General features: G+C 62.1%; 26 protein-coding genes and 1 tRNA gene. 16 read left to right on the top strand and 11 right to left on the bottom strand.

Features of this window, described 5'->3' with window-relative positions; all coding sequences use genetic code 11:
• Positions 1 to 98: 98 nt before the first annotated feature.
• Genes Q1A89_RS07305 through Q1A89_RS07325 form a run of 5 tightly spaced genes read left to right on the top strand, consistent with a single transcriptional unit; the run spans position 99 to position 3,157 of the window.
• Complete coding sequence (locus Q1A89_RS07305) at positions 99 to 791, top strand: precorrin-6A/cobalt-precorrin-6A reductase (RefSeq protein ID WP_299725414.1); 693 nt, start codon at positions 99 to 101, stop codon at positions 789 to 791.
• Positions 788 to 1,420: a DNA-3-methyladenine glycosylase 2 family protein gene (locus Q1A89_RS07310; protein WP_299725417.1), complete on the top strand. Its 633-nt coding sequence runs from the start codon at positions 788 to 790 to the stop codon at positions 1,418 to 1,420. The genes Q1A89_RS07305 and Q1A89_RS07310 overlap by 4 nt, the downstream gene beginning before the upstream one ends.
• Positions 1,417 to 1,821 carry a hypothetical protein gene (locus Q1A89_RS07315; protein ID WP_299725420.1) on the top strand — a complete coding sequence of 135 codons (405 nt, stop codon included), beginning with the start codon at positions 1,417 to 1,419 and terminating at the stop codon, positions 1,819 to 1,821. The genes Q1A89_RS07310 and Q1A89_RS07315 overlap by 4 nt, the downstream gene beginning before the upstream one ends.
• A 24-nt stretch (positions 1,822 to 1,845) precedes the next feature.
• The gene (locus Q1A89_RS07320) at positions 1,846 to 2,511 is read left to right on the top strand and encodes an alpha/beta fold hydrolase (RefSeq protein WP_299725423.1); all 666 of its coding nucleotides are present in this window, start codon (positions 1,846 to 1,848) and stop codon (positions 2,509 to 2,511) included.
• 4 nt (positions 2,512 to 2,515) lie between these two features.
• On the top strand, positions 2,516 to 3,157 hold the full coding sequence (locus tag Q1A89_RS07325) for a hypothetical protein (protein WP_299725425.1): 642 nt from the start codon (positions 2,516 to 2,518) through the stop codon (positions 3,155 to 3,157).
• Positions 3,158 to 3,175: 18 nt separating this feature from the next.
• On the opposite strand, the gene Q1A89_RS07330 is transcribed toward Q1A89_RS07325, so the two are convergent.
• On the bottom strand, positions 3,176 to 3,841 hold the full coding sequence (locus Q1A89_RS07330) for a hypothetical protein (protein WP_299725427.1): 666 nt from the start codon (positions 3,839 to 3,841) through the stop codon (positions 3,176 to 3,178).
• Positions 3,842 to 4,183: 342 nt separating this feature from the next.
• On the opposite strand from Q1A89_RS07330, the gene Q1A89_RS07335 reads away from it, so the two are divergent.
• Positions 4,184 to 4,768, top strand: a complete 585-nt coding sequence (locus Q1A89_RS07335; RefSeq protein WP_299725429.1) for an HNH endonuclease — start codon at positions 4,184 to 4,186, stop codon at positions 4,766 to 4,768.
• A gap of 268 nt (positions 4,769 to 5,036) precedes the next feature.
• Here the strand turns inward: Q1A89_RS07335 and xth are convergent, their stop codons facing one another.
• Complete coding sequence (xth, locus tag Q1A89_RS07340) at positions 5,037 to 5,819, bottom strand: exodeoxyribonuclease III (protein WP_299725431.1); 783 nt, start codon at positions 5,817 to 5,819, stop codon at positions 5,037 to 5,039.
• A 348-nt stretch (positions 5,820 to 6,167) separates the two neighbouring features.
• Between xth and Q1A89_RS07345 the strand changes: the two genes are divergently transcribed.
• Both Q1A89_RS07345 and Q1A89_RS07350 read left to right on the top strand, forming a co-directional pair.
• Positions 6,168 to 6,569, top strand: a complete 402-nt coding sequence (locus Q1A89_RS07345) for a DUF6749 domain-containing protein (RefSeq protein WP_299725434.1) — start codon at positions 6,168 to 6,170, stop codon at positions 6,567 to 6,569.
• A 50-nt stretch (positions 6,570 to 6,619) separates the two neighbouring features.
• Positions 6,620 to 7,684, top strand: coding sequence for a hypothetical protein (locus tag Q1A89_RS07350; protein ID WP_299725436.1), 1,065 nt, complete (start codon positions 6,620 to 6,622; stop codon positions 7,682 to 7,684).
• A gap of 21 nt (positions 7,685 to 7,705) precedes the next feature.
• On the opposite strand, the gene Q1A89_RS07355 is transcribed toward Q1A89_RS07350, so the two are convergent.
• Positions 7,706 to 8,029: an iron-sulfur cluster assembly accessory protein gene (locus tag Q1A89_RS07355; protein ID WP_299725438.1), complete on the bottom strand. Its 324-nt coding sequence runs from the start codon at positions 8,027 to 8,029 to the stop codon at positions 7,706 to 7,708.
• Positions 8,030 to 8,113: 84 nt separating this feature from the next.
• Here Q1A89_RS07355 and Q1A89_RS07360 point away from each other — a divergent pair, with 84 nt between their 5' ends.
• Complete coding sequence (locus Q1A89_RS07360) at positions 8,114 to 9,277, top strand: deoxyguanosinetriphosphate triphosphohydrolase (protein WP_299725440.1); 1,164 nt, start codon at positions 8,114 to 8,116, stop codon at positions 9,275 to 9,277.
• 16 nt (positions 9,278 to 9,293) lie between these two features.
• On the opposite strand, the gene Q1A89_RS07365 is transcribed toward Q1A89_RS07360, so the two are convergent.
• A complete protein-coding gene (locus tag Q1A89_RS07365) occupies positions 9,294 to 9,725 on the bottom strand; it encodes a GNAT family N-acetyltransferase (RefSeq protein ID WP_299725442.1) in 432 nt (143 codons plus the stop codon).
• Positions 9,726 to 10,005: 280 nt separating this feature from the next.
• Here Q1A89_RS07365 and argS point away from each other — a divergent pair, with 280 nt between their 5' ends.
• The 7 genes from argS (at position 10,006) to Q1A89_RS07400 (ending at position 17,023) form a co-directional block, all read left to right on the top strand.
• Entirely contained in the window at positions 10,006 to 11,748 is a 1,743-nt protein-coding gene (argS, locus tag Q1A89_RS07370) for an arginine--tRNA ligase (RefSeq protein ID WP_299725444.1), read from the top strand.
• Between the two features lie 111 nt (positions 11,749 to 11,859).
• Positions 11,860 to 12,834, top strand: a complete 975-nt coding sequence (locus tag Q1A89_RS07375; RefSeq protein WP_299725446.1) for an SPOR domain-containing protein — start codon at positions 11,860 to 11,862, stop codon at positions 12,832 to 12,834.
• A complete protein-coding gene (nagZ, locus tag Q1A89_RS07380; RefSeq protein WP_299725449.1) occupies positions 12,831 to 13,835 on the top strand; it encodes a beta-N-acetylhexosaminidase in 1,005 nt (334 codons plus the stop codon). Before Q1A89_RS07375 ends, nagZ begins: the two co-directional genes overlap by 4 nt.
• On the top strand, positions 13,828 to 14,631 hold the full coding sequence (locus Q1A89_RS07385) for a ScpA family protein (RefSeq protein ID WP_299725451.1): 804 nt from the start codon (positions 13,828 to 13,830) through the stop codon (positions 14,629 to 14,631). Before nagZ ends, Q1A89_RS07385 begins: the two co-directional genes overlap by 8 nt.
• Entirely contained in the window at positions 14,606 to 15,271 is a 666-nt protein-coding gene (scpB, locus tag Q1A89_RS07390) for an SMC-Scp complex subunit ScpB (RefSeq protein WP_299725453.1), read from the top strand. The genes Q1A89_RS07385 and scpB overlap by 26 nt, the downstream gene beginning before the upstream one ends.
• A gap of 61 nt (positions 15,272 to 15,332) precedes the next feature.
• On the top strand, positions 15,333 to 15,596 hold the full coding sequence (locus Q1A89_RS07395; RefSeq protein ID WP_299725455.1) for a hypothetical protein: 264 nt from the start codon (positions 15,333 to 15,335) through the stop codon (positions 15,594 to 15,596).
• 167 nt (positions 15,597 to 15,763) lie between these two features.
• On the top strand, positions 15,764 to 17,023 hold the full coding sequence (locus tag Q1A89_RS07400) for a hypothetical protein (RefSeq protein ID WP_299725458.1): 1,260 nt from the start codon (positions 15,764 to 15,766) through the stop codon (positions 17,021 to 17,023).
• A gap of 1 nt (position 17,024) precedes the next feature.
• Here Q1A89_RS07400 and Q1A89_RS07405 read toward each other — a convergent pair whose 3' ends face one another.
• The 7 genes from Q1A89_RS07405 to rpmF all read right to left on the bottom strand — a co-directional run bounded on the left by Q1A89_RS07405 (position 17,025) and on the right by rpmF (position 22,217).
• On the bottom strand, positions 17,025 to 18,104 hold the full coding sequence (locus Q1A89_RS07405; RefSeq protein WP_299725460.1) for a 2'-deoxycytidine 5'-triphosphate deaminase: 1,080 nt from the start codon (positions 18,102 to 18,104) through the stop codon (positions 17,025 to 17,027).
• Between the two features lie 73 nt (positions 18,105 to 18,177).
• Positions 18,178 to 18,254: transfer RNA gene (locus Q1A89_RS07410), tRNA-Pro, on the bottom strand.
• A 67-nt stretch (positions 18,255 to 18,321) separates the two neighbouring features.
• The gene (locus Q1A89_RS07415; protein WP_299725462.1) at positions 18,322 to 19,476 is read right to left on the bottom strand and encodes a MerR family transcriptional regulator; all 1,155 of its coding nucleotides are present in this window, start codon (positions 19,474 to 19,476) and stop codon (positions 18,322 to 18,324) included.
• Between the two features lie 6 nt (positions 19,477 to 19,482).
• Positions 19,483 to 19,785: an integration host factor subunit alpha gene (gene ihfA / locus Q1A89_RS07420; RefSeq protein WP_299725464.1), complete on the bottom strand. Its 303-nt coding sequence runs from the start codon at positions 19,783 to 19,785 to the stop codon at positions 19,483 to 19,485.
• Between the two features lie 127 nt (positions 19,786 to 19,912).
• Positions 19,913 to 20,884, bottom strand: coding sequence for a beta-ketoacyl-ACP synthase III (locus Q1A89_RS07425; protein ID WP_299725467.1), 972 nt, complete (start codon positions 20,882 to 20,884; stop codon positions 19,913 to 19,915).
• Positions 20,881 to 21,972: a phosphate acyltransferase PlsX gene (plsX, locus tag Q1A89_RS07430; RefSeq protein WP_299725470.1), complete on the bottom strand. Its 1,092-nt coding sequence runs from the start codon at positions 21,970 to 21,972 to the stop codon at positions 20,881 to 20,883. The genes Q1A89_RS07425 and plsX overlap by 4 nt, the downstream gene beginning before the upstream one ends.
• A 38-nt stretch (positions 21,973 to 22,010) precedes the next feature.
• The gene (gene rpmF / locus Q1A89_RS07435) at positions 22,011 to 22,217 is read right to left on the bottom strand and encodes a 50S ribosomal protein L32 (RefSeq protein WP_299042248.1); all 207 of its coding nucleotides are present in this window, start codon (positions 22,215 to 22,217) and stop codon (positions 22,011 to 22,013) included.
• Between the last annotated feature and the right edge of the window lie 97 nt (positions 22,218 to 22,314).

Raw genomic sequence — 22,314 nt, forward strand, 5'->3', positions numbered from 1 at the left:
GACTGCCTACGCCCGTTGTCCGGGATCGGCAAGCAGTGGTAACGCGCGGCATTGCACAGGTGGTTGCGCAAGGCGCAGGGGCGGCTAGGGTGGCGGCCATGACGGAGCGAACCCTTATCGCGCTTTTGGCAGGCGCGCGCGAAACGCAGGCGGCGGCAGAGTGGCTGGCGCAGACCCCTGCATCGGGCGTCGTGATCTGGGCGGAGGGGTCGGAACGCGTTGATCTGGACCTGCCCGAACGGGATGCGGTGCCCGGTGATGCGGTGGGCATTCTGGACGTTACCCATGCCTTTGACACCCGCACGCGGGAACGTGCGGTCGCCGCGGCACCGGGCGCGACCTATGCCCGCATTTCCCGCGATCCATGGCAGGCCGAAGCGGGCGATCAATGGGCCGAGGCCGACACAATCGAAGAGGCGGTGCATGCGCTGCCGTCTGGTGCCCGGGTCTTTGCGGCCACGGGGCGGGCCAGCCTGCCAGCTCTTGCGCGCCATGACGGGCCGGTGTTCCTGCGCCAGCTCAACAGGCATGACCAGCCAACGGGCTATCCCAATTGCACATATGTCTTTGGCGTGGCCCCCTTTGATCCCGAGGGCGAGGCCCACCTGCTGACACAGTTGAAGATCGACGTGGTTCTGGCGCGCAATATCGGCGGCGCGGGCAGCTTTCCCAAGCTTGCAGCGGCGCGCAAGCTGGGCCTGCCGGTTGTGCTGCTGCGCCCGCCTGCGGTGCCAGTCGGCGCGCAGCTGCGCAATGCGGCGGACGTGCTGGCCTGGGTGCGCAGCCTATGACCCCCGGTCGACTTATCGAGACGGACGCGGATGTCGCGGAAGGGGCCGCGTGGCTTGCCGCGCGTGACCCCGCACTGGCGCACGCGCTGGAACAGGCGGGGCCTTTGCCACTGCGCCGCAGACCAGACGGGTTTGCGGCCCTGTTCAATGCGATCATCGGCCAGCAAGTGTCGACTGCATCGGCAGGGGCCATCTGGGCGCGCCTCGATCAGGGCGGCATGACAAGCCCCGCATCCGTGATCGCTGCCGGAGAGGATGGGCTGCGCGCCGCAGGTCTCAGCCGTCAAAAGATCGCCTATGCATTGGCGCTGGCCGAGGCGGGCATCGACTATGACGCATTGCGCACAGCGCCTGATGCCGACGTCATTGCGACTCTGACAGCCGTGAAAGGCATCGGTGTCTGGACGGCAGAGATATATGCGATGTTCGCGCTGGGACGCGCGGATGTGTTTGCGCCGGGGGATCTGGCCTTGCAGGAGGCCGCCAGACTGATTTTTGAGCTACCGGAGCGGCCCCGCGAAAGGGCATTGCGCACAATGGCCGAGGACTGGAGCCCGTGGCGGGCAGTTGCCGCGCGCCTGTTCTTTACATATTACCGCGTGGCAAAGGGGCGTGAGGGGGTGACATGAGGCGATTTGCAGCGGCGGCCGCCATGGCCATGCTCACACTTGTGCCGGGGGGACCTGCGGGTGCGGCGGGCTTTGACAGTGACACGACCTGCGTCGGGCGGATGATCTTTCCCAACTCCGACGGCAGCGCGGAAACCTACGACATGGAGTTGAGGTTTGACGCCGCCGGCTATCGCATCGAGACCACCAGCGTCGAACGGCAGGAAACCACAACCGACGAAGGTACCTGCACGACCTATCTGGGCGGCATCTGTCGCCACGATCTGGCGGTCTATGGCGAGCGGGTGAATGACTATTACGAATTCGGGCTGCGGGCGATGACACAGTCCAATTATGCCTATCAGGAAACATGGAAAGACGGGGCAACAGGGCGCACGATCCTGACCTGTCAGCCGGGCTGAGCCGATCACAATGGAAAGGGACACATGACACGCGTTTTGAAATCCGAGCGGCGGGCGCCGCACTCCGGCGAGCTGCGCTCGATTGTCGTGTTTCTGCACGGCTACGGGGCCAATGCCGCCGACCTGATGGGGCTGGCCGACCCGCTGGCCGAACATCTGCCTGATACGCTGTTCGTAGCCCCCAACGCCCCCGAGGAAATCCCGGGCTTTCCGGGTGGATATCAGTGGTTCCCGATTCCGTGGATTGATGGCTCAAGCGAGGAAGAAGCCGAGCGTGGGTTGATCGCGGCCAGCGCTGATCTGAATGCCTTTCTCGATGCGCTGATGGTGGATGAGGACGTGATGCCCGAACAGGTGGTCCTGTTCGGCTTTTCCCAAGGCACGATGATGGCGCTGCATGTGGCGCCGCGACGCGAGGACGAAGTGGCCGGGATCGTCGCCTTTTCCGGGCGGCTCCTGAACCCCGAAAGCCTCGCCGATGAGGTGATAAGCCGCCCGCCGATCCTGCTGGTGCATGGCGATCAGGACGATGTCGTTCCGCCCCAATCGCTGCCGCAGGCGGCCGAGGCCTTGCAGGAAGCGGGCTGGAAAGACGTCTATGCGCATGTGATGGAAGGTACGGCACACGGGATTGCCCAGGATGGGCTGAGCGTGGCGCTGGCCTTTATGCGGGACAAACTGGGTTTGTAACGCCATGCGGATGCTGGTGATGATCGGCGGTTTTCTGTTTGCGCTTCTGGGCGTGGCTTTTGCCATGACCGTGTGGCGCGACGCATCCCCAACCGTTGCCAGCAGTCCGGCACCCGTGGTCGAGACATCTGCATTGCAATCGCTTGAAGACCGGTTGGGCCGGTCCATCGTGATGTATGTGGACGGGGCGGTGCCTGCCGACTTTTCGACCGCCTTGCAGGCGCTGGACGCGAAAGTTGGTGCGCTGGCCAACCCGGCAGAGATCCGCACGTTGATGGATCTGGATGTCTACGTGATGCTGCGAGACAGCTGGGATGTCTATCGCGCGCTTGAAAATCACGACCTGAGCGCGCTGATCCGCGCGCAGGCGCAGAACAAGAGTGCCGAGGCTGGCGTTGCGTGGTTCGAGGCAGCGCTGGGCGGGCAGGATGACGCAAAGCGGGACGTGCTGGTCATTCTGGCCGCACAAACGGGGTTGGCAGAGGTCAGCGCATTCTGTTTCGCGCTGACTATCTATGACGTGGCGCGCTATGCGGGCAACGGGGCCGCCTTTCTTGAGGCGACCGAGGGTGATGGATCACAGTGGAGATATTGCCGCGCCAAGGGGTGGACCAGCGTCGCCGATATGGGATCGAACGACGGCTGAGGACCGCCCCCAGGGCGATCAGCAGATCGCTTCGAACCCGACGGGGCTGCGCGGGGCCACAACCACACCTTGATGTCCAGGTGTCGCGATATGCGAGCGCACCCAGGCGGCGTGAATGACAAAGCCGACGCTGGGCTCGATCTTCATCATGTTTGCCGCCGTGCGCCCCGAAACGGTGCGTTTTCCACCCAGACCGAGGATGGCCATCATGGTCTTGAACAGGGTCGCACGCAGTGGCACGCGCCGGGCATCTTCTGCCGTGACATCAAAGGCCACGGCCCCGCTGCGCAGATCGGCGGCAAGCCGTTCGATATGGGCCCAGCGGCGATTGAGATCGGCCTGTGCGCCAAGGGCGACGGTTGCATGTTCGATTGCCTCGAACGGGTCGGCGCATTGGGCGTGATAGACGGGGGCGTCGCCTTCGGGGGCGACGTACCACAACAGATCGCCGGTTGTGGTGATCGCGCGGAAGGCCGTCATGCCACCGCATTTGGAGCGGATCGCGTGGGCCGGATCATACCACAGGGTCACCCATGTGCGGTCCACAAAGGTGAAGGCGCTGGCATCCGCGATCGCTTCCTTTTCGCCCGCAGACAGTGTCTTGCGTTCGCTTGCCAGCTTTTGAAACAGCGCGCCGGGGCGCTGTGGGGCAGGGGCGGGGGCGTAAGTTTGCTCGGCGGACATTGCGTGGCTCCTGACGTGGAAACGTGTTCGTTTCATTGGCGGGCCCGAATTGGCCCTTTCGACTTTTCGAATATGTATTGAATGTGGGGGACGCAGCCGCCGACGTCGAGTGATGTATTCCTTACCTTTGCGCATGGAAACGCGCCAAGCTGACGCAGGGTCGCGCAGGGGGGCCATGTCATATACCAGTCACAAATCCGGCCCATTAAGCTTGCGACATCCTGTGGTGATCTGAGGCCTTGCAGAACGATTTCCACAAGATATAGTCATTTGAAAATGACCGGGGCGGGTTCCCCGCTCTGGTGCCAGAGGGCAGACAGGGCCAGGACGGGTGCAGGTGTGATGAACGGTGACTTCAGGACGGAATTCGTGCGCAGCCCGTCTGCGCTGAAACACCACCCGGCGTTGGTGTTGAATGCCGATTATCGCCCGCTCAGTTACTATCCCCTGTCGCTGTGGCCCTGGCAGGAAGCGGTCAAGGCGGCCTGGCTCGACCGGGTGGATATCGTGGCCGAATATGACGAGGTGGTGCGCAGTCCGAGTACCGAGATCAGGATACCCTCGGTGGTTGTTCTCAAGGACTATGTCAAACCTCAAAAGCGCGTGGCCTTCACGCGCTTTAATTTATTTCTGAGGGACGAATTTCGGTGTCAATATTGCGGGGCCAAGGGGGATCTGACCTTTGATCACGTGGTGCCGCGCGCCAGTGGCGGCGTGACCAGCTGGCAGAACGTTGTGGCCGCCTGCAGCCCGTGCAACCTGCGCAAAGGCTCCAAAGCGCTGCATCGCACCGGGATGAATCTGCGCAAACCCCCGCGCCAACCGGGTGCGGAAGAGTTGCGCAATATGGGCCGGAAGTTCCCGCCGAACCATCTGCATGACAGCTGGATGGACTTTTTGTACTGGGATGCGGAGTTGCAGGCCTAGTCGTCGGGCTGGTCTGTTTGCCTGACGGCAAAGGCGCCCGCCCGCCGACCCAAGTTCAGCTTGGGGTTCACCAAGACAAAGCCTTTGTCTCGCATCCACCCTCGCATGATCTTTGGCGTGACAGACATACCTGTCTTTCCCAAGCACAATGGCCGTCTCCCGCAAGCGGGGCCCTCGGCAATTCTGCTTGGCAAAGCCATGCCTGCCCGTCCCTTGGCGATCAGGCGACGATGGCTCCGAGACAAAGATGCGTTGGAGAGGTGGGTGCTCAGGCGGCGAGGTCGACCCAGACGGGCACGTGGTCTGACGGTTTTTCCTCGCCCCGCACCTGTTTGTCGATCTGACAGTCCGTCATCATGTCCGCGCAAGCTGGCGACATCAGGAAATGGTCAATGCGGATCCCGTCATCGCGATTCCACGCGCCTGCCTGATAGTCCCAGAACGAATAGTGGCCCGGCCCGAACGTGCGGGCGCGAAAGCCCTCGGTCAGGCCGAGGTTGAGCAGGCGGCGATAGGCGGCGCGGGACTCGAGGCGAAACAGCGCATCTTCGCGCCATGCATCCGGACGTTTGGCATCTTCGGCGTGTGGTATGATGTTGTAATCCCCGGCCATCAGAAACGGCATCTCTTCGGACAGGAGTGCAATGGCGCGTTGGCGCAGACGTTCCATCCAGGCCAGCTTGTAGTCGTATTTCGGCCCCGGGCAGGGGTTGCCGTTGGGCAGGTACAATCCGCACAGGCGCACAGCTTCGCGTTCGCCCATCACCGTTGCCTCGATATAGCGGGCCTGTTCGTCGGTCTCGTCACCCGGCAGACCGCGCGTGACATCCTCAAGCGGCAGCTTTGACAGGATCGCGACCCCGTTGAATGACTTTTGGCCGTGCGTTTCGACGTTGTAACCGCGGTCCTCGAACAGATCGCGGGGGAAGTTTTTGTCGATGGACTTGATCTCTTGCAACAGGACCACGTCGGGCGTGGCGGCATCAAGCCAGCGGGGCAGGGCATCGATCCGGGCCTTGATCCCGTTGATGTTGAAGGTGGCGATTTTCATGACGGACCCCCGAATGTAGCGCATATCAGATGTGACCGATGCACAGCGCGACTGCAAGAGGGCGCTGCGTACGGTGAATTAACTATTTCTTAACCAATCGATTCGGGGTATCTTGTCTCCAGTGACCTGTGTTTTGCGAGAAAACACAATAAAATCATGCCTGTTGATAAGTTTTTTTTGACGTATCCTCAACGCTAATTTGAGGAGCTACGTCAAGCCCTTCTGTTGCTTTCCTTATGTGGATTTTTTGGGCGCCGCTGACCCGGCGCCAGAAATTGTCTTTGCGAAAACAATTTTAACGAGCATTGCTAAAAGGACCACAACCCAAGGATGAAAAGGGACTTTCCAATGACCGCTCAACGTAAAATCGACCTTACTCTGGCTGCCTCCGACATCAGCGCGCTGCACAGCGGCGACGCGGTTGAAATGTTCTCTTCGGGCAGTATTGCAGCGCAGACCGACATGCTGTCGGGTGATGCCACTGCGATGTTCTCCTCAGGCTCGGCACCCATGGCCACGGCCCACAGCGACGCAGGCGATGCAGTCGAGATGTTCTCCTCAGGCTCCGCTCCGACGCGCAGCGACCTGAGCACGGGCGACGCGGTTCACATGTTCTCTTCGGGCTCTGCGCCATCGGGCACGGCGACCGCGTCAGGCGATGCCACCGAAATGTTCTCCTCCGGCTCGGCGCCGACAACGGGCAAGATCACCGAAGGCGCCGTCACGGGCCTGTTTTCCTCCGGTTCGTAAACCCGGCTGCGGCGGGACGTTTACCAATTTGATTTGAAAGGACAGACCCCATGTCGAACATCATCGCCCTGAACGCCCCGCCGCGCCGCCAACGCCTGTCTGAACGGACGGCTGCGCTGATCGAGTGTTTTGCCCGTCAGCGTCGCATCCCGGATGATGTGTTCTGGCTCAAGGAAAACGCCGAACTGCTCAACATTCTGGAGTGTACCGGGCAACAGCTGACCCAGGATGATCTGGAACCGCAGCGCGCCTTTTACGAGGAATTGCCGGAACGGCTGGGGTTTTTCCCGCAATATTACCGGTTTCTGCTGTCCATCGGCCTCGATCTCGAAGACCTCGGGATGGAGGGCGTACAGATGGAACGGCTTTGCACCTGGACGGCGGCCCAGGGCCTGCCCGACGCCGAACTTAGCGATCTGCAGCGCGCCGAGGCCCGCCGCCTGCTGGCACGGCGCGGGGTGCATATGGGTGCCGCCGACCTCGGTCTGGATGACCGCCTGCGCGCCTTCATCAACCGCCCAGAAACCTTTGCGCTGCCCAACAAGAAAGCGGCCTATGAGCTGACGCATATCGTCTTTTACCTGTCCGAATATGGACGTTGTGATCCGAAACTGGGCACCGCGGCGCTCACCAGCCTCGAATACGCCGGCATCCTTGCCTATCTGGACCAGAACATGGACCTGCTGGCCGAGATTTGCGTGGCCTTGCGCCAGGCCGGGCGGACACCCAGTGCCATCTGGGAAGGGACAGTGCGCGCCAACCTGTCGACTTTTTACGTCGTTGCAGATGATCAGACGCCTTTTGCGGATCACTACCACGAATATCTGGTCTCGACCTGGGCGATGGCGGTGTTGGGGGCGGATGACAGCGGGGCGGCCTTGCCCGTGGGCCGCTGCCTGTTCCGGCGGCCGGAAAACCTCGCCTCTGCCTTGCGTCCCATGTCAGCAGCACTGATGTCCTTTGGCGCGTCACGCTCGGGCGATTGGGGCAAGATGGAACAGGGCGTGCTTGGCCTGTTGGAAGAAGACGCGGCATGCACGCTACAGGCCACCGTCGCCTCAAGCGCTGTCTATCCGCAATTCTTCGAGGCCTTTGCCCGCGCCACCAGACTGTAAATCGACGCGAGCGCGCCGCGTTCACATGGAAAAGGACGTCCCGCAACCACAGGAACTGGTGGCATTCGGGTTTTCGATGACGAAACGCGCGCCGATCAACTCTTCGGAAAAGTCGATAACGGCGTTTGACAGGAACGGCAGGCTGACGGAATCCACGACCACCTTTTGGCCGGACCCTTCCAGCACCAGATCGTCGTCCTTGGGCGCATCCAGCGCAATCTCGTACTGAAAGCCCGAGCATCCGCCACCCTCGACAGCCACACGGAGGGCCTGACCGTCCTTGGCCGCACCGATTTCCGCAAGACGCTCAAAGGCGCGGGGGGTCACTGTGGGGGGCAATTGCATCTTCAACTCTCCGAAATGGCGCGTTTCAACTCCGGCCTGATTGCAATATATGGGGCCCATGTTCCGGCGACAAGGATAAGGCAGATGTCCGCGCCCTTTGCTTCTGATCCAGCCCGCGCCCGGGGACGGCGGTGGCCGGAGGACGAATCCCCCTTTCGTTCGTGCTTTCAGCGCGACCGGGACAGGATCATCCATGCTTCGGCCTTTCGCCGCCTCAAGCACAAGACGCAGGTCTTCGTCGAACATGAGGGCGATTATTTCCGCACGCGCCTGACCCATTCCATCGAAGTGGCGCAGGTGGCGCGCACGATCGCGAGTGCGCTCAATCTGAACGAAGAGTTGACCGAAGCCGTGGCACTCGCCCACGACCTGGGTCATCCGCCCTTTGGGCACACGGGCGAGGATGCGTTGCAGGCGCTGATGGCGCCCTATGGCGGCTTTGATCACAACGCGCAGGCGGTCAAGATCGTGACTCGTCTTGAGTGTCACTATGCGGCGTTTGATGGGTTGAACCTCACCTGGGAAACCCTTGAAGGCATTGCAAAACATAATGGTCCAGTGATCGGGGAATTGCCCTTTGCACTGGCTGACTATAACGCCGAGCACGATCTGGAACTGCACACCCATGCCAGTGCCGAAGCACAAGTGGCGGCCCTCTCCGATGACATCGCTTATAACAATCACGACCTGCATGACGGGTTGCGCGCAGGCCTCTTGAACGAGGATGACGTGGCCAACCTGCCCATCGCGCGCGACGCTTATGCCGAGGTCGATGCAAAATACCCCGGCCTTGATCCGTTCCGCCGCCGTCACGAGGCGCTGCGGCAGGTGTTCGGTGCGATGGTCAGCGATGTGATCATCACCTCGCGCGCCATATTGGCCGAGAGCGGCGCACAGTCCGTCGAAGAGATTCGCCATCTGGGCCGTCCCGTCATCCGCTTTTCGGATGCGATGTGGGCCGACCTGCAGGTGATCCGCGCCTACCTGTTCAAGAACATGTATCGCGCGCCCTCGGTCATGGCCAAACGCGAAGAGGTGACAAAGGTGGTGCATGACCTGTTTCCGGCCCTTCTGGCCCAGCCCGAGCTGTTGCCCAAACACTGGCATGACGCAACCAAAGGTGCCGAAGGGGACCAGACCGCCCTTGCACGGCTCACAGCCGACTACATCGCGGGCATGACCGATCGCTTTGCCTTGCAGGAACACGCGCGCTTGGTGCCGGAAGGTGAGGCGCGCGCCAAATGTTAGCGCGCGCCCGCTGGGGTCAGGTGGCCCCGATCATCCGCAAGTGCAGCACCCTTTGTCCGCTGGGTTCATGCACACTCACGTCGCTGCCTTCAAAGCCGTAGGCGGCATAAAACCGCCGCCCGATGGCGTTTTGTTCAAACACCTCGACGCTCAGCGGCCCGGTCTGGGCGACGGCTGCATCAACCAGTGCGCGCCCGTGGCCTTTGCCATGCAGGGCAGGGTCCAGAAACAGACCCGCAAGGGCGTTTTCCACAACGGCGGCAAAACCCACCACGCGGCCTTCGACCTCGATCACCCAAGTGCGGGCGAATTTCAGGTAGACGCTGCGCAGGTTTTCCGCCTCCGCCTCGATAAAGGCGGGGGGCAGAAACGGGTGCGCAAGGGCGGAGGCCCTCCGCCAGATGGCGACAAGCGTTTCGGTATCATTGGTGTCAAAGTCTCTGATCATTGTCAGACATGTCCTTTGTTTGGCCGCAACGCCTCGCGCGCGGCCTGAGATTTGGAATGTGTTGGGGACAAACGAAACAATTCGGCGCCTAATGCGGCGCGCGGGGGCATCGTTTCAGTTTGAAAGGGCGCGCATCATGCGGCCCGCAGCAATCAGGACATCAAATCTCCATGTCTGGCACTGGTATGGCATGATGCGCATGCTGTCTCAAGCGGTACGGACGGTTGACCCGGCCCTTGGGCATGATAGACCGCGCCAAACACTCCGAAAGACCCCGACAATGAACCTGTTTGCCGATATCCGTGCCCTTGTGCTGTCCAACCTCGCCGCCATGGTCGAGGCCGGGGACCTGCCCGAGGGGCTGGCCTTTGACAACGTGACCGTTGAGCCGCCGCGCGATGCGGCACATGGGGATATGGCGACCAACGCGGCGATGGTGCTGGCCAAGCCTGCGGGCCTCAAACCCCGCGACATTGCCGAGACGCTGGCGGCACGGCTCACCAACGATCCGCGCATCACCAGCGCCGAGGTTGCAGGCCCCGGCTTCCTGAACCTGCGGCTGGCGCCGGGCGAATGGCAGCGCGTTGTGGCGGCCGTTTTGGGTGCGGGCAATGGTTTTGGCCGTTCTGACATGGGTGCGGGCAAGAAGGTGAACGTCGAATATGTTTCGGCCAACCCGACGGGGCCGCTGCATGTGGGCCACACGCGCGGTGCGGTCTTTGGCGATGCGCTGGCCTCGCTGCTGGATTTCGCAGGCTTTGAAGTCACGCGCGAATATTACATCAACGATGGCGGCGCGCAGGTCGATGTGCTCGCCCGGTCTGTTTACCTGCGTTATCTCGAAGCGCACGGGCAAGAGGTTGCCTTTCCCGACGGAACCTATCCCGGTGACTATCTGGTCGCCGTGGGCGAGGCGCTGAAGGCCAAGGTGGGTGACGCCTTTGTCGATAAGGGCGAACAGTTCTGGCTGGCCGAGGTGCGCGATTTCGCCACAGAGGCCATGATGGACCTGATCCGCGCCGATCTCGCAGCACTCGGGGTCGAGATGGACCTGTTTTACTCCGAAAAGTCGCTCTACGGCACTGGCCGGATCGAGGCGGCGATCGAGGATCTGAAATCCAAGGGCCTGATCTATGAGGGCACGCTTGAGCCGCCCAAGGGCAAGGTGCCCGAGAACTGGGAAGCGCGTGAACAGACGCTGTTCAAATCCACCGAACATGGCGACGATGTGGATCGCCCGGTGATGAAATCGGATGGCGGCTGGACCTATTTCGCGCCCGACATCGCCTATCACTATGACAAGGTGCAACGCGGCTATGATGCGCTGATCGACGTGTTCGGGGCCGATCACGGTGGCTATGTCAAACGGATGAAGGCCGCCGTCAGCGCGCTGTCCGGGGGCACCGTGCCGCTCGACATCAAGCTGTGCCAGCTCGTCAAACTCTACAAGAACGGCGAACCGTTCAAGATGTCCAAGCGGGCAGGGACCTTTGTGACCTTGCGCGATGTGGTGGATCAGGTCGGCGCGGACGTCACCCGCTTTCACATGCTGACGCGCAAGAACGACGCGCCGCTCGATTTCGATTTCGACAAGGTGCTGGAACAGAGCCGCGACAACCCTGTGTTTTACGTTCAATACGCCCATGCGCGGGTGGCATCCGTGCTGCGCAAGGCGGTCGAGGCGGGCGTGGCCGTGGATGACGCGACACTGGCGGCGGCGGACCTTTCGCTGCTTGATCACGAGGCGGAACTGGCGCTGGCGGGCAAGCTGGCCGAATGGCCCCGCATGGTCGAAACCGCCGCGCGCAGCAATGAACCCCACCGGGTGGCCTTCTACCTCAATGATCTTGCCAGCACCTTCCATGGCCTCTGGAACCGGGGCAACGACGTGCCGGGTTTGCGCTTTGTGCAGGACGATGCAGGCACCACGCAGGCAAAAATCGCGCTTGCACGCGCCTGCGGCGTTGTAATTGCGGCAGGCCTTGGTATTCTCGGCGTGAAGCCAGCCGAAGAGCTGCGTTAAGCCCACCAAACGGGCAACACAGGCACGATTCCCAAACGCACCCGGGCCACGGGCGCACCACAATCAGATGATCTGCGCCGGCACGTATCGGCGCGGACGCATGAGGCAAAGATGGCAGATATGCACTATACCCACAATATGGGTCATGTGGGGTATGCGACCCCCGAGACGACTTCAACTCCGCCCTCCAACCGGTTCAAAAATATGGCAAACCTGACCGGAGCCATGACGTCGCTGGCCTTGATTGCAGGGGTTGCGGTCTGGGGCTATCAGCTGATCGTGCGGGACGTCTCTGGCATTCCGGTCGTGCGGGCCACCGAAGGCGAAATGCGCATCCGCCCCGAAGAACCCGGCGGTCAGCTGGCCCAGAACACCGGCCTTGCCGTGAACGAAGTGGCCGCCGCTGGCGAGGCGACCGGCCCTGTCGACAGCGTCACGCTGGCCCCCCGACCCGTCGATCTGTTGGAAGAAGATCAGCCGATCCCTGCCGAAACGGTGGCACCTGTGCAACAACCCGCCCCTCTGGACGTGGCCGCGAGCTTCGAGGCGACGCCCATCGACGTCTCTGCCGTGCTGCAGGACGGCGAAGTGGATGAGATCGTGCGCCAGTTGACCCAAGGGGTCACCGCCATCGACTCACCCGCCGATGAAACCACGCCTGTGCTGGCCAGTATCTCGATTCCCGAGGTTGAGGCCGCCCCCGTTGTGACCGGCCCGGGCCCCAAGCAATCCAGCCGCCCGCAACTGCGCCCGCGCACTGCCCCGGCGGTTGTTGTCCCCGCATCGGCCCCGGCCCCCGAAACGGTCAAGGATATTGATGCCGGATCGATTCCCGCAGGCACCCGCCTTGTCCAGCTTGGCGCCTTTGATACGCCCGAAATCGCGCGCGCCCAGTGGGACAAGATGCAGGGCAGGTTCGGCGACTACCTGAAAGGCAAGGACCGCATCGTGCAAACCGCGGAAAGCGGCGGGCGCACGTTCTACCGTCTGCGCGCACACGGGTTCAGCGACCTCAGCGACGCGCGCCGGTTCTGCTCGGCCCTTGTGGCCGAAGGGGCCGACTGTATCCCGGTTGTGACGCGGTGACATTTGGCGCCACGATCCTCGACGCGGACGGCCTGCGGCTGAGCAAGGATGAGGCCGCGTTCTTTCGCGAGGCAGACCCATTCGGGTTCATCCTGTTTGCCCGCAATATCGACACACCTGATCAGGTCTATGGCTTATGTTCCGAATTCCGCGAAGCGGTGGGGCGCGAGGCCCCAATCACCATCGATCAGGAAGGTGGACGGGTGCAGCGCCTGCGCGGGCCCACGTGGACGGATTGGGCGCCGCCGCTGGACTTCATTCGAGCCGCCGGGGATGCGGCGGAACGCGCAATGTATTTGCGTTACAGATATATAGCGCACGAACTTAAAGCGCTAACCATCGACAGCAACTGTGCCCCGATGGTCGATCTGATCGTGAAAGAGACCCACACATTCTTGCGCAACCGTTGCTATGGGACGTCGCCGGGCGATGTCGCCGCCCTTGGGCGCGCGGCCGCTGACGGTATGCTGGATGGAGGTGTCTTGCCCGTGCTCAAGCACATCCCCGGCCACGGGCGCACGGACCTTGACAGCCACTTCGATCTGCCCCGCGTCGGCACCGACCTTGATGAGCTGAAAGAGACCGATTTCGCGCCCTTCCGCGCGCTGAACGATCTGCCAATGGGGATGACCGCGCATGTGGTCTATGACGATGTGGATGATGCGCCGGCAACGCTGTCGCGCGATATGATGCAGCTGGTGCGGGACGAGATCGGCTTTGACGGGCTGATCATGACCGATGATATCGGGATGAAAGCGTTGAGCGGTACGGTCCCGCAGAACGCACGCGGTGCGCTGGATGCGGGCTGTGACGTGGTGTTGCACTGCAATGCCCCGCTGAAGGACCGCATCGCCTGCGCCAATGCCGCTGGGCAAATGACCGCAGCGGCCCAAACCCGCGCCGAGGCGGCATTGGCCGCGCGTCGCACCCCTGATGACATTGACATTGCCGAGCTGACAGCGGAACTTGAGACGCTGTTGAGCGGGCGACCATATGGCTGACGACACATTCGAAGAAGACACGATGTCCGTGGCCGACCGCCTTGCGGCGGAGGCGTTGATCATCGACGTCGACGGCTATGAAGGGCCGCTCGATCTGCTGCTGACGCTCAGCCGCACCCAAAAGGTCGACCTGCGCAAGATTTCCGTGTTGCAACTCGCCCGCCAATACCTTGCTTTTGTTGAGAAAGCCAAGGCGCTGAGGCTGGAACTGGCTGCCGACTATCTTGTGATGGCGGCCTGGCTCGCCTTTCTTAAATCGCGTCTGCTGCTGCCGCCTGATCCGGCCGAAGACGGGCCATCCGGCGAGGAACTGGCCGCCCATCTTGCCTTTCAGCTCGAACGCTTGCAGGCCATGCGCGATGCGGCTGCCAAACTGATGGCGCGCGACCGGCTGGGGCGCGATTTCTTTGCCCGTGGGCAATCCGAAATGGTGACGCGGGTGCGCAAGGTGACCTATTCCGCGACCCTGCTTGATCTGATGCAGGGCTATGCCCGCATCCGCACCCGCGACGAATTCCGCCCCTTCATCATGGACCGCGACGCGGTGTTCACGATGGAACAGGCGCTGGAACGGATGCGCGGGCTGATCGGCTATGCAGGTGAGTGGACCGACATCCTGTCCTATCTGCCCGAGGGGTGGGAGATGGACCCGGGCAAGCGCCGTTCGGCCACCGCCGCGACCTTTGCCGCCAGCCTCGAACTGGTCAAGGAAGGCCATCTGGAGATCAGACAATCCGAAAACTTCGCGCCCATCCAGCTGCGCAAACGAGATGAGCCCCGTGACAGAACAAGTTGAAGAAAAAGAAGAAAGCCTGTTCGAGGCTCCTCCAATGGCGGAACAGGAACGGATGGTCGAGGCGATCCTCTTTGCCACTGCCGAACCGATCACAGTGCGCGAGCTGGAATCGCGCATGCCGCATGGCTGTGACCCTGCCGAGGCGTTGGTTTACCTGCGCAAACGCTATGAGGGGCGCGGTGTGCAGGTGATGAAGATCGGTGATGCCTGGGCGATCCGCACGGCTGCTGACCTTGGGTTCCTGATGCAGAAAGAGACGGTCGAGACCCGCAAACTGTCCCGCGCCGCCATCGAAACCCTCGCCATCATCGCCTATCACCAGCCCGTCACCCGCGCCGAGATCGAGGAAATTCGCGGTGTGAGTGTCAGCCGGGGCACCGTTGATCAACTGCTGGAGCTGGAATGGATCCGCTTTGGGCGGCGCAAGATGACACCGGGGCGGCCAGTGACTTTTGTCGTGACCCAATCTTTCCTCGATCACTTTGGCCTTGAAAATGCCCGTGATTTGCCGGGCCTCAAGGAATTGCGCGCAGCGGGCCTGCTGGAAAACCGGCCCGCGCCGGGCCTGTCCCTTGGCAGCGAAAGCGAGGATGAGGACGAGGAAGAGGCCGAAGGTCAGACCGAGCTTTTTGAAGACTGACCTGAAAATCGCCGTATTTTACCTTATATTGCGCTGAAACCATCAGGCAGGAGCAGTCCTTATGAATGGCAGTCAGATCCTCAACATGATCATCCGCACGATCATGCGCAAAGCAATCAATGGCGGCATCAATGCCGGAATGAAACGCATGTCTGGCGGGGGTGCCAAGCAACCGCCACCGCGCCCGCAGCCCGAAGCTGCCTATACGCCACCCCCTGAGCCCCAGGCGCCCGCCAAAGAGCTCGGCCCGCACGAGGCCAAGATACAGCGCAAACTGGCCGCCAAACGCGCCGCCCGTGCGGCAGAGCGGGAAAGTCGCGGATAGGGGTCAGGAAATCCACCGTTGATCGCGCATAAGTAGTGCCCTAGCGTAAACCCATTGATTGAAGCGGTTTGGGAAAAGCTTGAGAAATCAATTGTCACTGAAAGCGTTTGAGCCAAATTCGACAGGCCGCGACGCCGTGATGCAGCAATGTCCCAAGGCGCCATAGGATGGGAAATTGGGCCATGGCTGATCCGAAACTCGCTATTCGCGCGTCATCTGTGTCGCTGGGGATCACCGTTATCCTGCTCTACGCAATCTTTGTGTCGATGGTCACTTTTGGTTTCGGCACCTATATTTTCCGCACCACATGGCAGTCCAACCCGCCCATCGTCGTGGCCGATCAGGACGAGGCCGAGGTTGACACTGATATCGACAACAACGTCTTTCTGTTGCGCCGGGAAAAGGCGATTGAAAATGACAAGCTGCTGGTGGCCGCCGAAATCCGGGAGTTGCGCCAACAACTGGCTGACAATGAGGCGGCGGTCAAAGTCTCGTTCGGCCCTATAGCGCGCGAGCGTGAAGAGATGCGCCTGCTGGTCAATCGCACCATTCTTGATCTTCAGGACTACCAATATGCGCTGGTGGGGCTCGACCGGTTGAAATACGAAACCGTGCTCAATGACAACTCGCTCCAGCCCTTTGCCAAGCTGACAGAGCTGTTTAGCGTGCTGGATGCCGGGGTCGAGACGGCCGATATGGATGAAGAGGCGCGTGCCGCATATCTCGACATGAGCAATGCAGCCAAGGTCGCGTTGCAAGAGGCGCTGAGTGATGTCGAGGCCGCCAACGCCGCCTCGCACAAGGTTCAGCAGGAAGGGCAGCTGATCTCGGACAATATCGCGGCCCGCACCGAGCGCATCCGCATGAATGACGAAAGCATTGCGGCCCTCAGACGTGTGTTGCCGCTGGAGTCCGTGATCCGCGCCCGGCTGTCATCGCTGTCGCTGGAAATACCGATTGCGCCGGACCTGTTGCTGCGTCTGGTCAGCTTTCCCACGATTTTCCTGACGCTGATCGTGACCATCGCTTCCGGTGCGCTTGGCACGGTGGTCGCCTTTTCGCGCCGCTACTATTCGGCCAAAAGCTCAGAAGAGCTGACCCTGTCCCGCCTGTTTGTGAACGTGGGCGAGGGGATCGCGGCGGCCATCGCCATCTTCCTGTTTTCCGGGGCGGGCATGCTTGCGCTGACCCAGGGCGGCGGCGGGGCCGAGAACAATGTCGAACTCAGCCCGTATACGGTGGCGTTCATCGCCTTCCTGTCCGGGTTCATGGCCGAAGACGCCTTTGCCTCGATCCAGGCGGCCGGCAAACGTATATTCAAGACCGAAGAGCCAAACGGCAACACCAACGGCACGACGACCAACCTGCCGGCCGTCATCCCCGAGGGCGAAGATCTGCCCGCCACGACCGCACCGCCGAGCAGCTAACTCAGGCGGGTGCGGCGAAGTGTTTGCTGAGTTTCAGGCCCTGACCCTGATAGTTCGACGCAATCCCCGACCCGTATAGCTGTGCGGGGCGCTCGGCCATGCGTTCATAGATCAACCGACCCACAATCTGCCCGTGTTCCAGCACAAAGGGCGCTTCGTGGCAGCGCACCTCAAGCACCCCGCGCGAGCCGAGCCCACCTGCAGCGTCATGGCCAAAGCCGGGATCGAAAAAGCCTGCGTAATGCACCCGAAACTCGCCGACCATCGCAAGGTAGGGCGCCATTTCGGCGGCATAGTCGGGCGGGATATGCACCGCCTCGCGGCTCACCAGAATATAGAATGCGCCGGGGTCGAGGATGATGTGCCCGTCGCTGGCATGCACCTCTTCCCAGAACTCGGCCGGGTTGTAATGCCCGATATTGTCCAGATCGATGACGCCGGTATGCGGCTTGGCGCGGTAGCCGACAAGGGTTGACCCCGGCAGGCGTAGATCGACGGAAAAACCGAGGCCATCGTCGATCACCGCATCCCCGTCCACCAACGGCATCTGGCCATGCAGGGCATTGAGTTCATTGTCACTCAGCACCGCCTGACCCGCGCGAAAGCGGATCTGGTTCAGCCGCATGCCGGGGCGCACAAGGACAGAAAACGAGCGCGGGCAAATCTCGGCGTATAGAGGGCCGTCATAGCCCGGCACGATACGGTCAAACTCAGTGCCACCATCGCAGATCGTGCGCGTGAGCAGATCAAGCCGCCCGGTCGAGCTTTTGGCATTGGCCACGGCCTGCACACCAGCGGGCAGGGACAGGCGCTCCATCAGGGGCACGACATAGACGCAGCCCTTTTCCAGCACGGCACCATCACTGAGGTCGACGCGGTGCATTTCGAACTCTACGAGCCGGTCCGAGACGCTGCGTCCGTGACCGGCCAGAAACGAGGCGCGCACGCGGTAGGCAACCTGCCCAAGGCGCAGATCAAGGCTGGCGGGCTGGATTTGCGCAGCCGTCACAGCCGGACGTGCAGAAATCTCGCCGCGCGCGATCATGTCCTTCAGCTGGCTGTCTGCAAGTACACCGGTCATCCTGTCCCTCCGGGGGTGTTGCTGATCAAAGCGGAGAGCAGGTGAGGCCCCGTAGCGCTGGGGCGGGTGTTGTTGGTCGGGCTAGCAGGACTCGAACCTGCGACCTTCCGTCCCCCAGACGGACGCGCTACCAGGCTGCGCCATAGCCCGACGTGAGGGGTGTCATACCCGATTTGTGCGTCGAGGCAAGGGTGAATGCGCACCGAATGCAGTCTCTTTATCGCGGATCGTGCCGGGCGCGGGCCATCTGGTCCCTGAGGGCGGTCAATTGGGCCACGAGCGGGCGCAAACCGTCGCGTTGGGCCGGGGTCAGACTACGCAACATGACGGCCTTGGTCAGAGCAGAGGGCGCGATGTCGTCTGACTCCAGATCAACGTCGTCAGGTGCGTCGACGATGCGTGGACGTGGCGTGGGTGCCGCGGCGACCTCGGGTTCCGGTGCGGGTTCGGGGACAGGGCTGCGCGAAAACATCGGCAGCGGCTCGTGCTCGGGCTCTGGTGCAGGTTCCGGTGCTGGCTCGGCTGCGGGGACGTCTTCGATTGGCTGTGCAGGAGCAGCTTCGAACTCAGGTTCTGGCGCTGCCTCTGCCACAGGTTCGGGCTCAGCCACAGGATCGGGTGCTGGGGCCGGGGGCATCTCTTGGACCGGCTCCGGCTCGGGGGCGCTGGCCTCCACCGGCTGCTGCACGGGTTCGGGGGGCGTTTGATCCGGTGCAGGCGTGTCTTCCCACATATCAACCGTCTCGGGTGGTTCCGTGGCGCTGAGCGGCTCGGCGGGGGCGTCTTCGGTGGGATCAGCCTGCGCAGGCGCGCTTTCTACGGGTACGAAATCGGAGGTCAGCGTGGGCACATCCGGTTCGCGCGGCACGGGCGGGGCATCGAGGGATGGCGCAGGTTCTTCGGCGCGCATGAACGAGGGCAGGGCGCTTTTGGTCTCCAATGGGGCCGCGTCCGCTGCGTCGGCCTGTTTCTCAGGCTGCGGCGGGATCGGCGCGTGATCGATACCATCTGGTGCATCATCACCGCCCACCGAAAGGGCGATATCATCACCGGCAGGCGCTGCCAGATCGCTGTCGAGCTTGGCTGTGGTGTCCTCATCCAGCGGCGGCGACAGGTCAGCCACATGGGCGACACCCTCTTCGCGCAGGATCTTTTGCACGCCTTTGATGGTCAGCCCATCATCGTGCAGCAATTTGCGAATCCCGCCCAGCAGCAGCATGTCGGCAGGGCGGTAATAGCGCCGCCCGCCCGCGCGTTTGACCGGCTTGACCTGGGTGAACTTACTTTCCCAGAACCGCAGGACGTGGCTTTGAACGCCCAGCCAGTCGGCCACTTCGGAAATGGTGCGAAAGGCGTCAGCGGATTTTGCCATCTTCGCTTACGACTTGTTGCCGCTCGCGACGCGGTCTTTCATCAGATGAGAGGGGCGGAAGGTCAGAACCCTGCGCGGATTGATCGGCACTTCTTCGCCGGTCTTGGGGTTGCGGCCCACGCGGGCCGACTTGTCGCGCACCGAAAACGTGCCGAACGAGGAAATCTTGACCTGCTCGCCGCGCGCCAGCGCGTCGGACATGTGATCCAGCACACTTTCTACAAGCTGCGCACTTTCGTTACGCGACAACCCGACCTCGCGAAATACCGCTTCACTCAGGTCCATACGCGTCAGAGTCTTGTCAGTCATAATCACTCCCCTTTGACAAACCATAAGTGGAGGGGAAATTCCGAGTCAATATCAATGGCTTGCGCAAAGGCGGGAATCTGCAACCAAAGCGGGTGTTTCTGCCAATTGCACGATAATGCGCAACAACTCACCAGCGCAGAACGACGGCACCCCAGGCCAAACCACCGCCAATGGCCTCTGTGACAACCAGATCGCCGTCCTTGATCTGGCCACGCGCGCGGCCAACGGACAAGGCGAGGGGAATCGATGCAGCCGACGTGTTACCGTGATCCTGCACGGTCACGACCACCCGGTCCATCGGCACACCCATCTTGCGCGCGGTGCCCTGAATGATCCGGATGTTCGCCTGATGCGGCACGATCCAGTCCACGTCGTCGGCTGTCACGCCTGCGGCGTCCATCGCCGTATGGGCGGTCGAGGCCAGTTTTTCCACCGCGTGGCGGAACACCTGATTGCCCTGCATGCGCAGATAGCCGCTGGTGCCCGTGCTGACGCCGCCATCCACATACAAAAGATCGCGCAAATTGCCGTCGGAATTTAGGTCCGTCGCCAGAATTCCGCGATCACTTGCATCACCGGTGCCGGTCTGCGCCTCAAGCACAACGGCCCCCGCACCGTCACCGAACAGCACGCAGGTGCTTCGGTCGGTCCAGTCCATGATCTTGGAAAATGTCTCGGCCCCGATGACCAGCGCCCGCTTGGCCTGACCCGAGACGATCAGCGCATTGGCATTGGCCAGCGCATAGACAAAACCCGCACAAACCGCCTGAATGTCAAAGGCAAAGCCGCGGGTCATGCCCAGTTGGGACTGCACCATCGTGGCCGCCGAGGGAAAGGTCAGATCAGCTGTCGAGGTGGCCACAACAATGGCGTCGATGTCGTCAGGTTCAAGACCGGCATCGGCAAGAGCCGCCTGTGCCGCCGCGCAGGCCATCGAAGACGTTGTGTCCTCATCCGTGGCAAAATGGCGCCGTTCGATGCCAGAGCGGGATTTGATCCACTCATCGGTTGTATCGAGCGTCGCCTCGAACTCGGCGTTCTCGACCACACGGGCCGGCAGATAATGCCCGGCCCCCCGGATGACGGCACGCACGCTCATGTTTCGCTCTTCTCGCTGCTCGGACCGGCGGCCGCCACACGCGCTGCCAGTTTGTCATTGAAACGCAACTCGGCCAGTTGCGCGGCCAATTTCAGGGCGGCAGAGACACCGGTGGCATCTGCGCTGCCATGGGATTTCACCACGGTGCCGTTCAGGCCCAGAAACACGCCGCCATTGTTGCGGCGCGGGTCGATCCGCTTTTTCAGGCGGTTCATCGAGGTGAATGCCAAAAGGTAGGCAAGGCGGGACAGAGGGCTGAACCGGAACGCCTCGCGCAGCAGATCGCCAATCAGGCTGGCGGTGCCTTCGCCGGTCTTGATGGCCACGTTGCCGGTGAATCCATCTGTCACGATCACATCCGCCACATTGCCCGGAATGTCGCCGCCTTCGACAAAGCCGACGAAATCGAAATCCGCCGCCTCTGCGTGATCGCCAATAAGTTCATAGGCCTCTTTCAACTCCGTGCGGCCCTTGTGCTCTTCGGTGCCGACGTTCAGCAGGCCGATGCGCGGGCGGGCCAGATCCATGCCGTTGCGGGCATAGGATGCACCCATAAGCGCAAAGCGCAACAGGTCATCGGCATCCGCGCGCACATCTGCGCCCACATCCAGCATCACGTTAAAGCCTTGCGGATTGCGCGAAGGCCAAAGGACGGCGATGGCGGGGCGGTTGACGCCGGGCAGCTTGCGCAGGCGGATCATCGACACGGCCATCAGCGCGCCCGTGTTACCGCAGCTTACGGCCACCGTCGCTTCGCCTGCGCGCACGGATTCGACGGCCGACCACATCGAGGTGTCCTTGCCGTTGCGCACGATATGGCTGGGTTTGTCTTCCATGGTCACAACGCCGGTGGCATTGCGAATCTCGCAGCGCTCGGCCAGACCCTTGCGGCGCGCGACCAGCCGTTCCAGCTCGTCCGCCGGACCATGAAGGATAAATCCGAGGTCGCGGTTCTTTTTGGCCGAGATGGCGCAGCCCCCAACAACAGCAGCGGGGCCCTGGTCCCCGCCCATGGTGTCTACAGAAAGAATGATAGGAAACGCGAGAGCGGCGTTCTTGTCGGCCTGTTTGGATATGGGGGCCGTCATGTGATGCTGTCTAGCCTACCGCCTGCGATTGCCCTTGCTTACGCCGCGTCGTCTTCCAGATCAACTTCTTCGGTCATCGCGACGATCTCGTTGTCGTCATAGTGACCGCAAGCCGCACAAATGTGATGCGGGCGCTTCAGCTCGCCACAGTTGGGGCATTCGTTGGGATTCGCGGGCGTCAGGCTGTCGTGGGCGCGGCGGTTGTTGCGGCGCGATTTCGACACTTTGTTCTGTTGCACAGCCATTGGAATGGGCCTTTGCGTTTCGGGCAGAGCCGCGTGGGGCGGATGCGTGTTTCAAATTGCCCGTGCTCGGGCGTGGTTTCGGCGGTCGCCCGGGGGT

Source organism: uncultured Tateyamaria sp., assembly GCF_947503045.1.
Taxonomy (GTDB): domain Bacteria; phylum Pseudomonadota; class Alphaproteobacteria; order Rhodobacterales; family Rhodobacteraceae; genus Tateyamaria.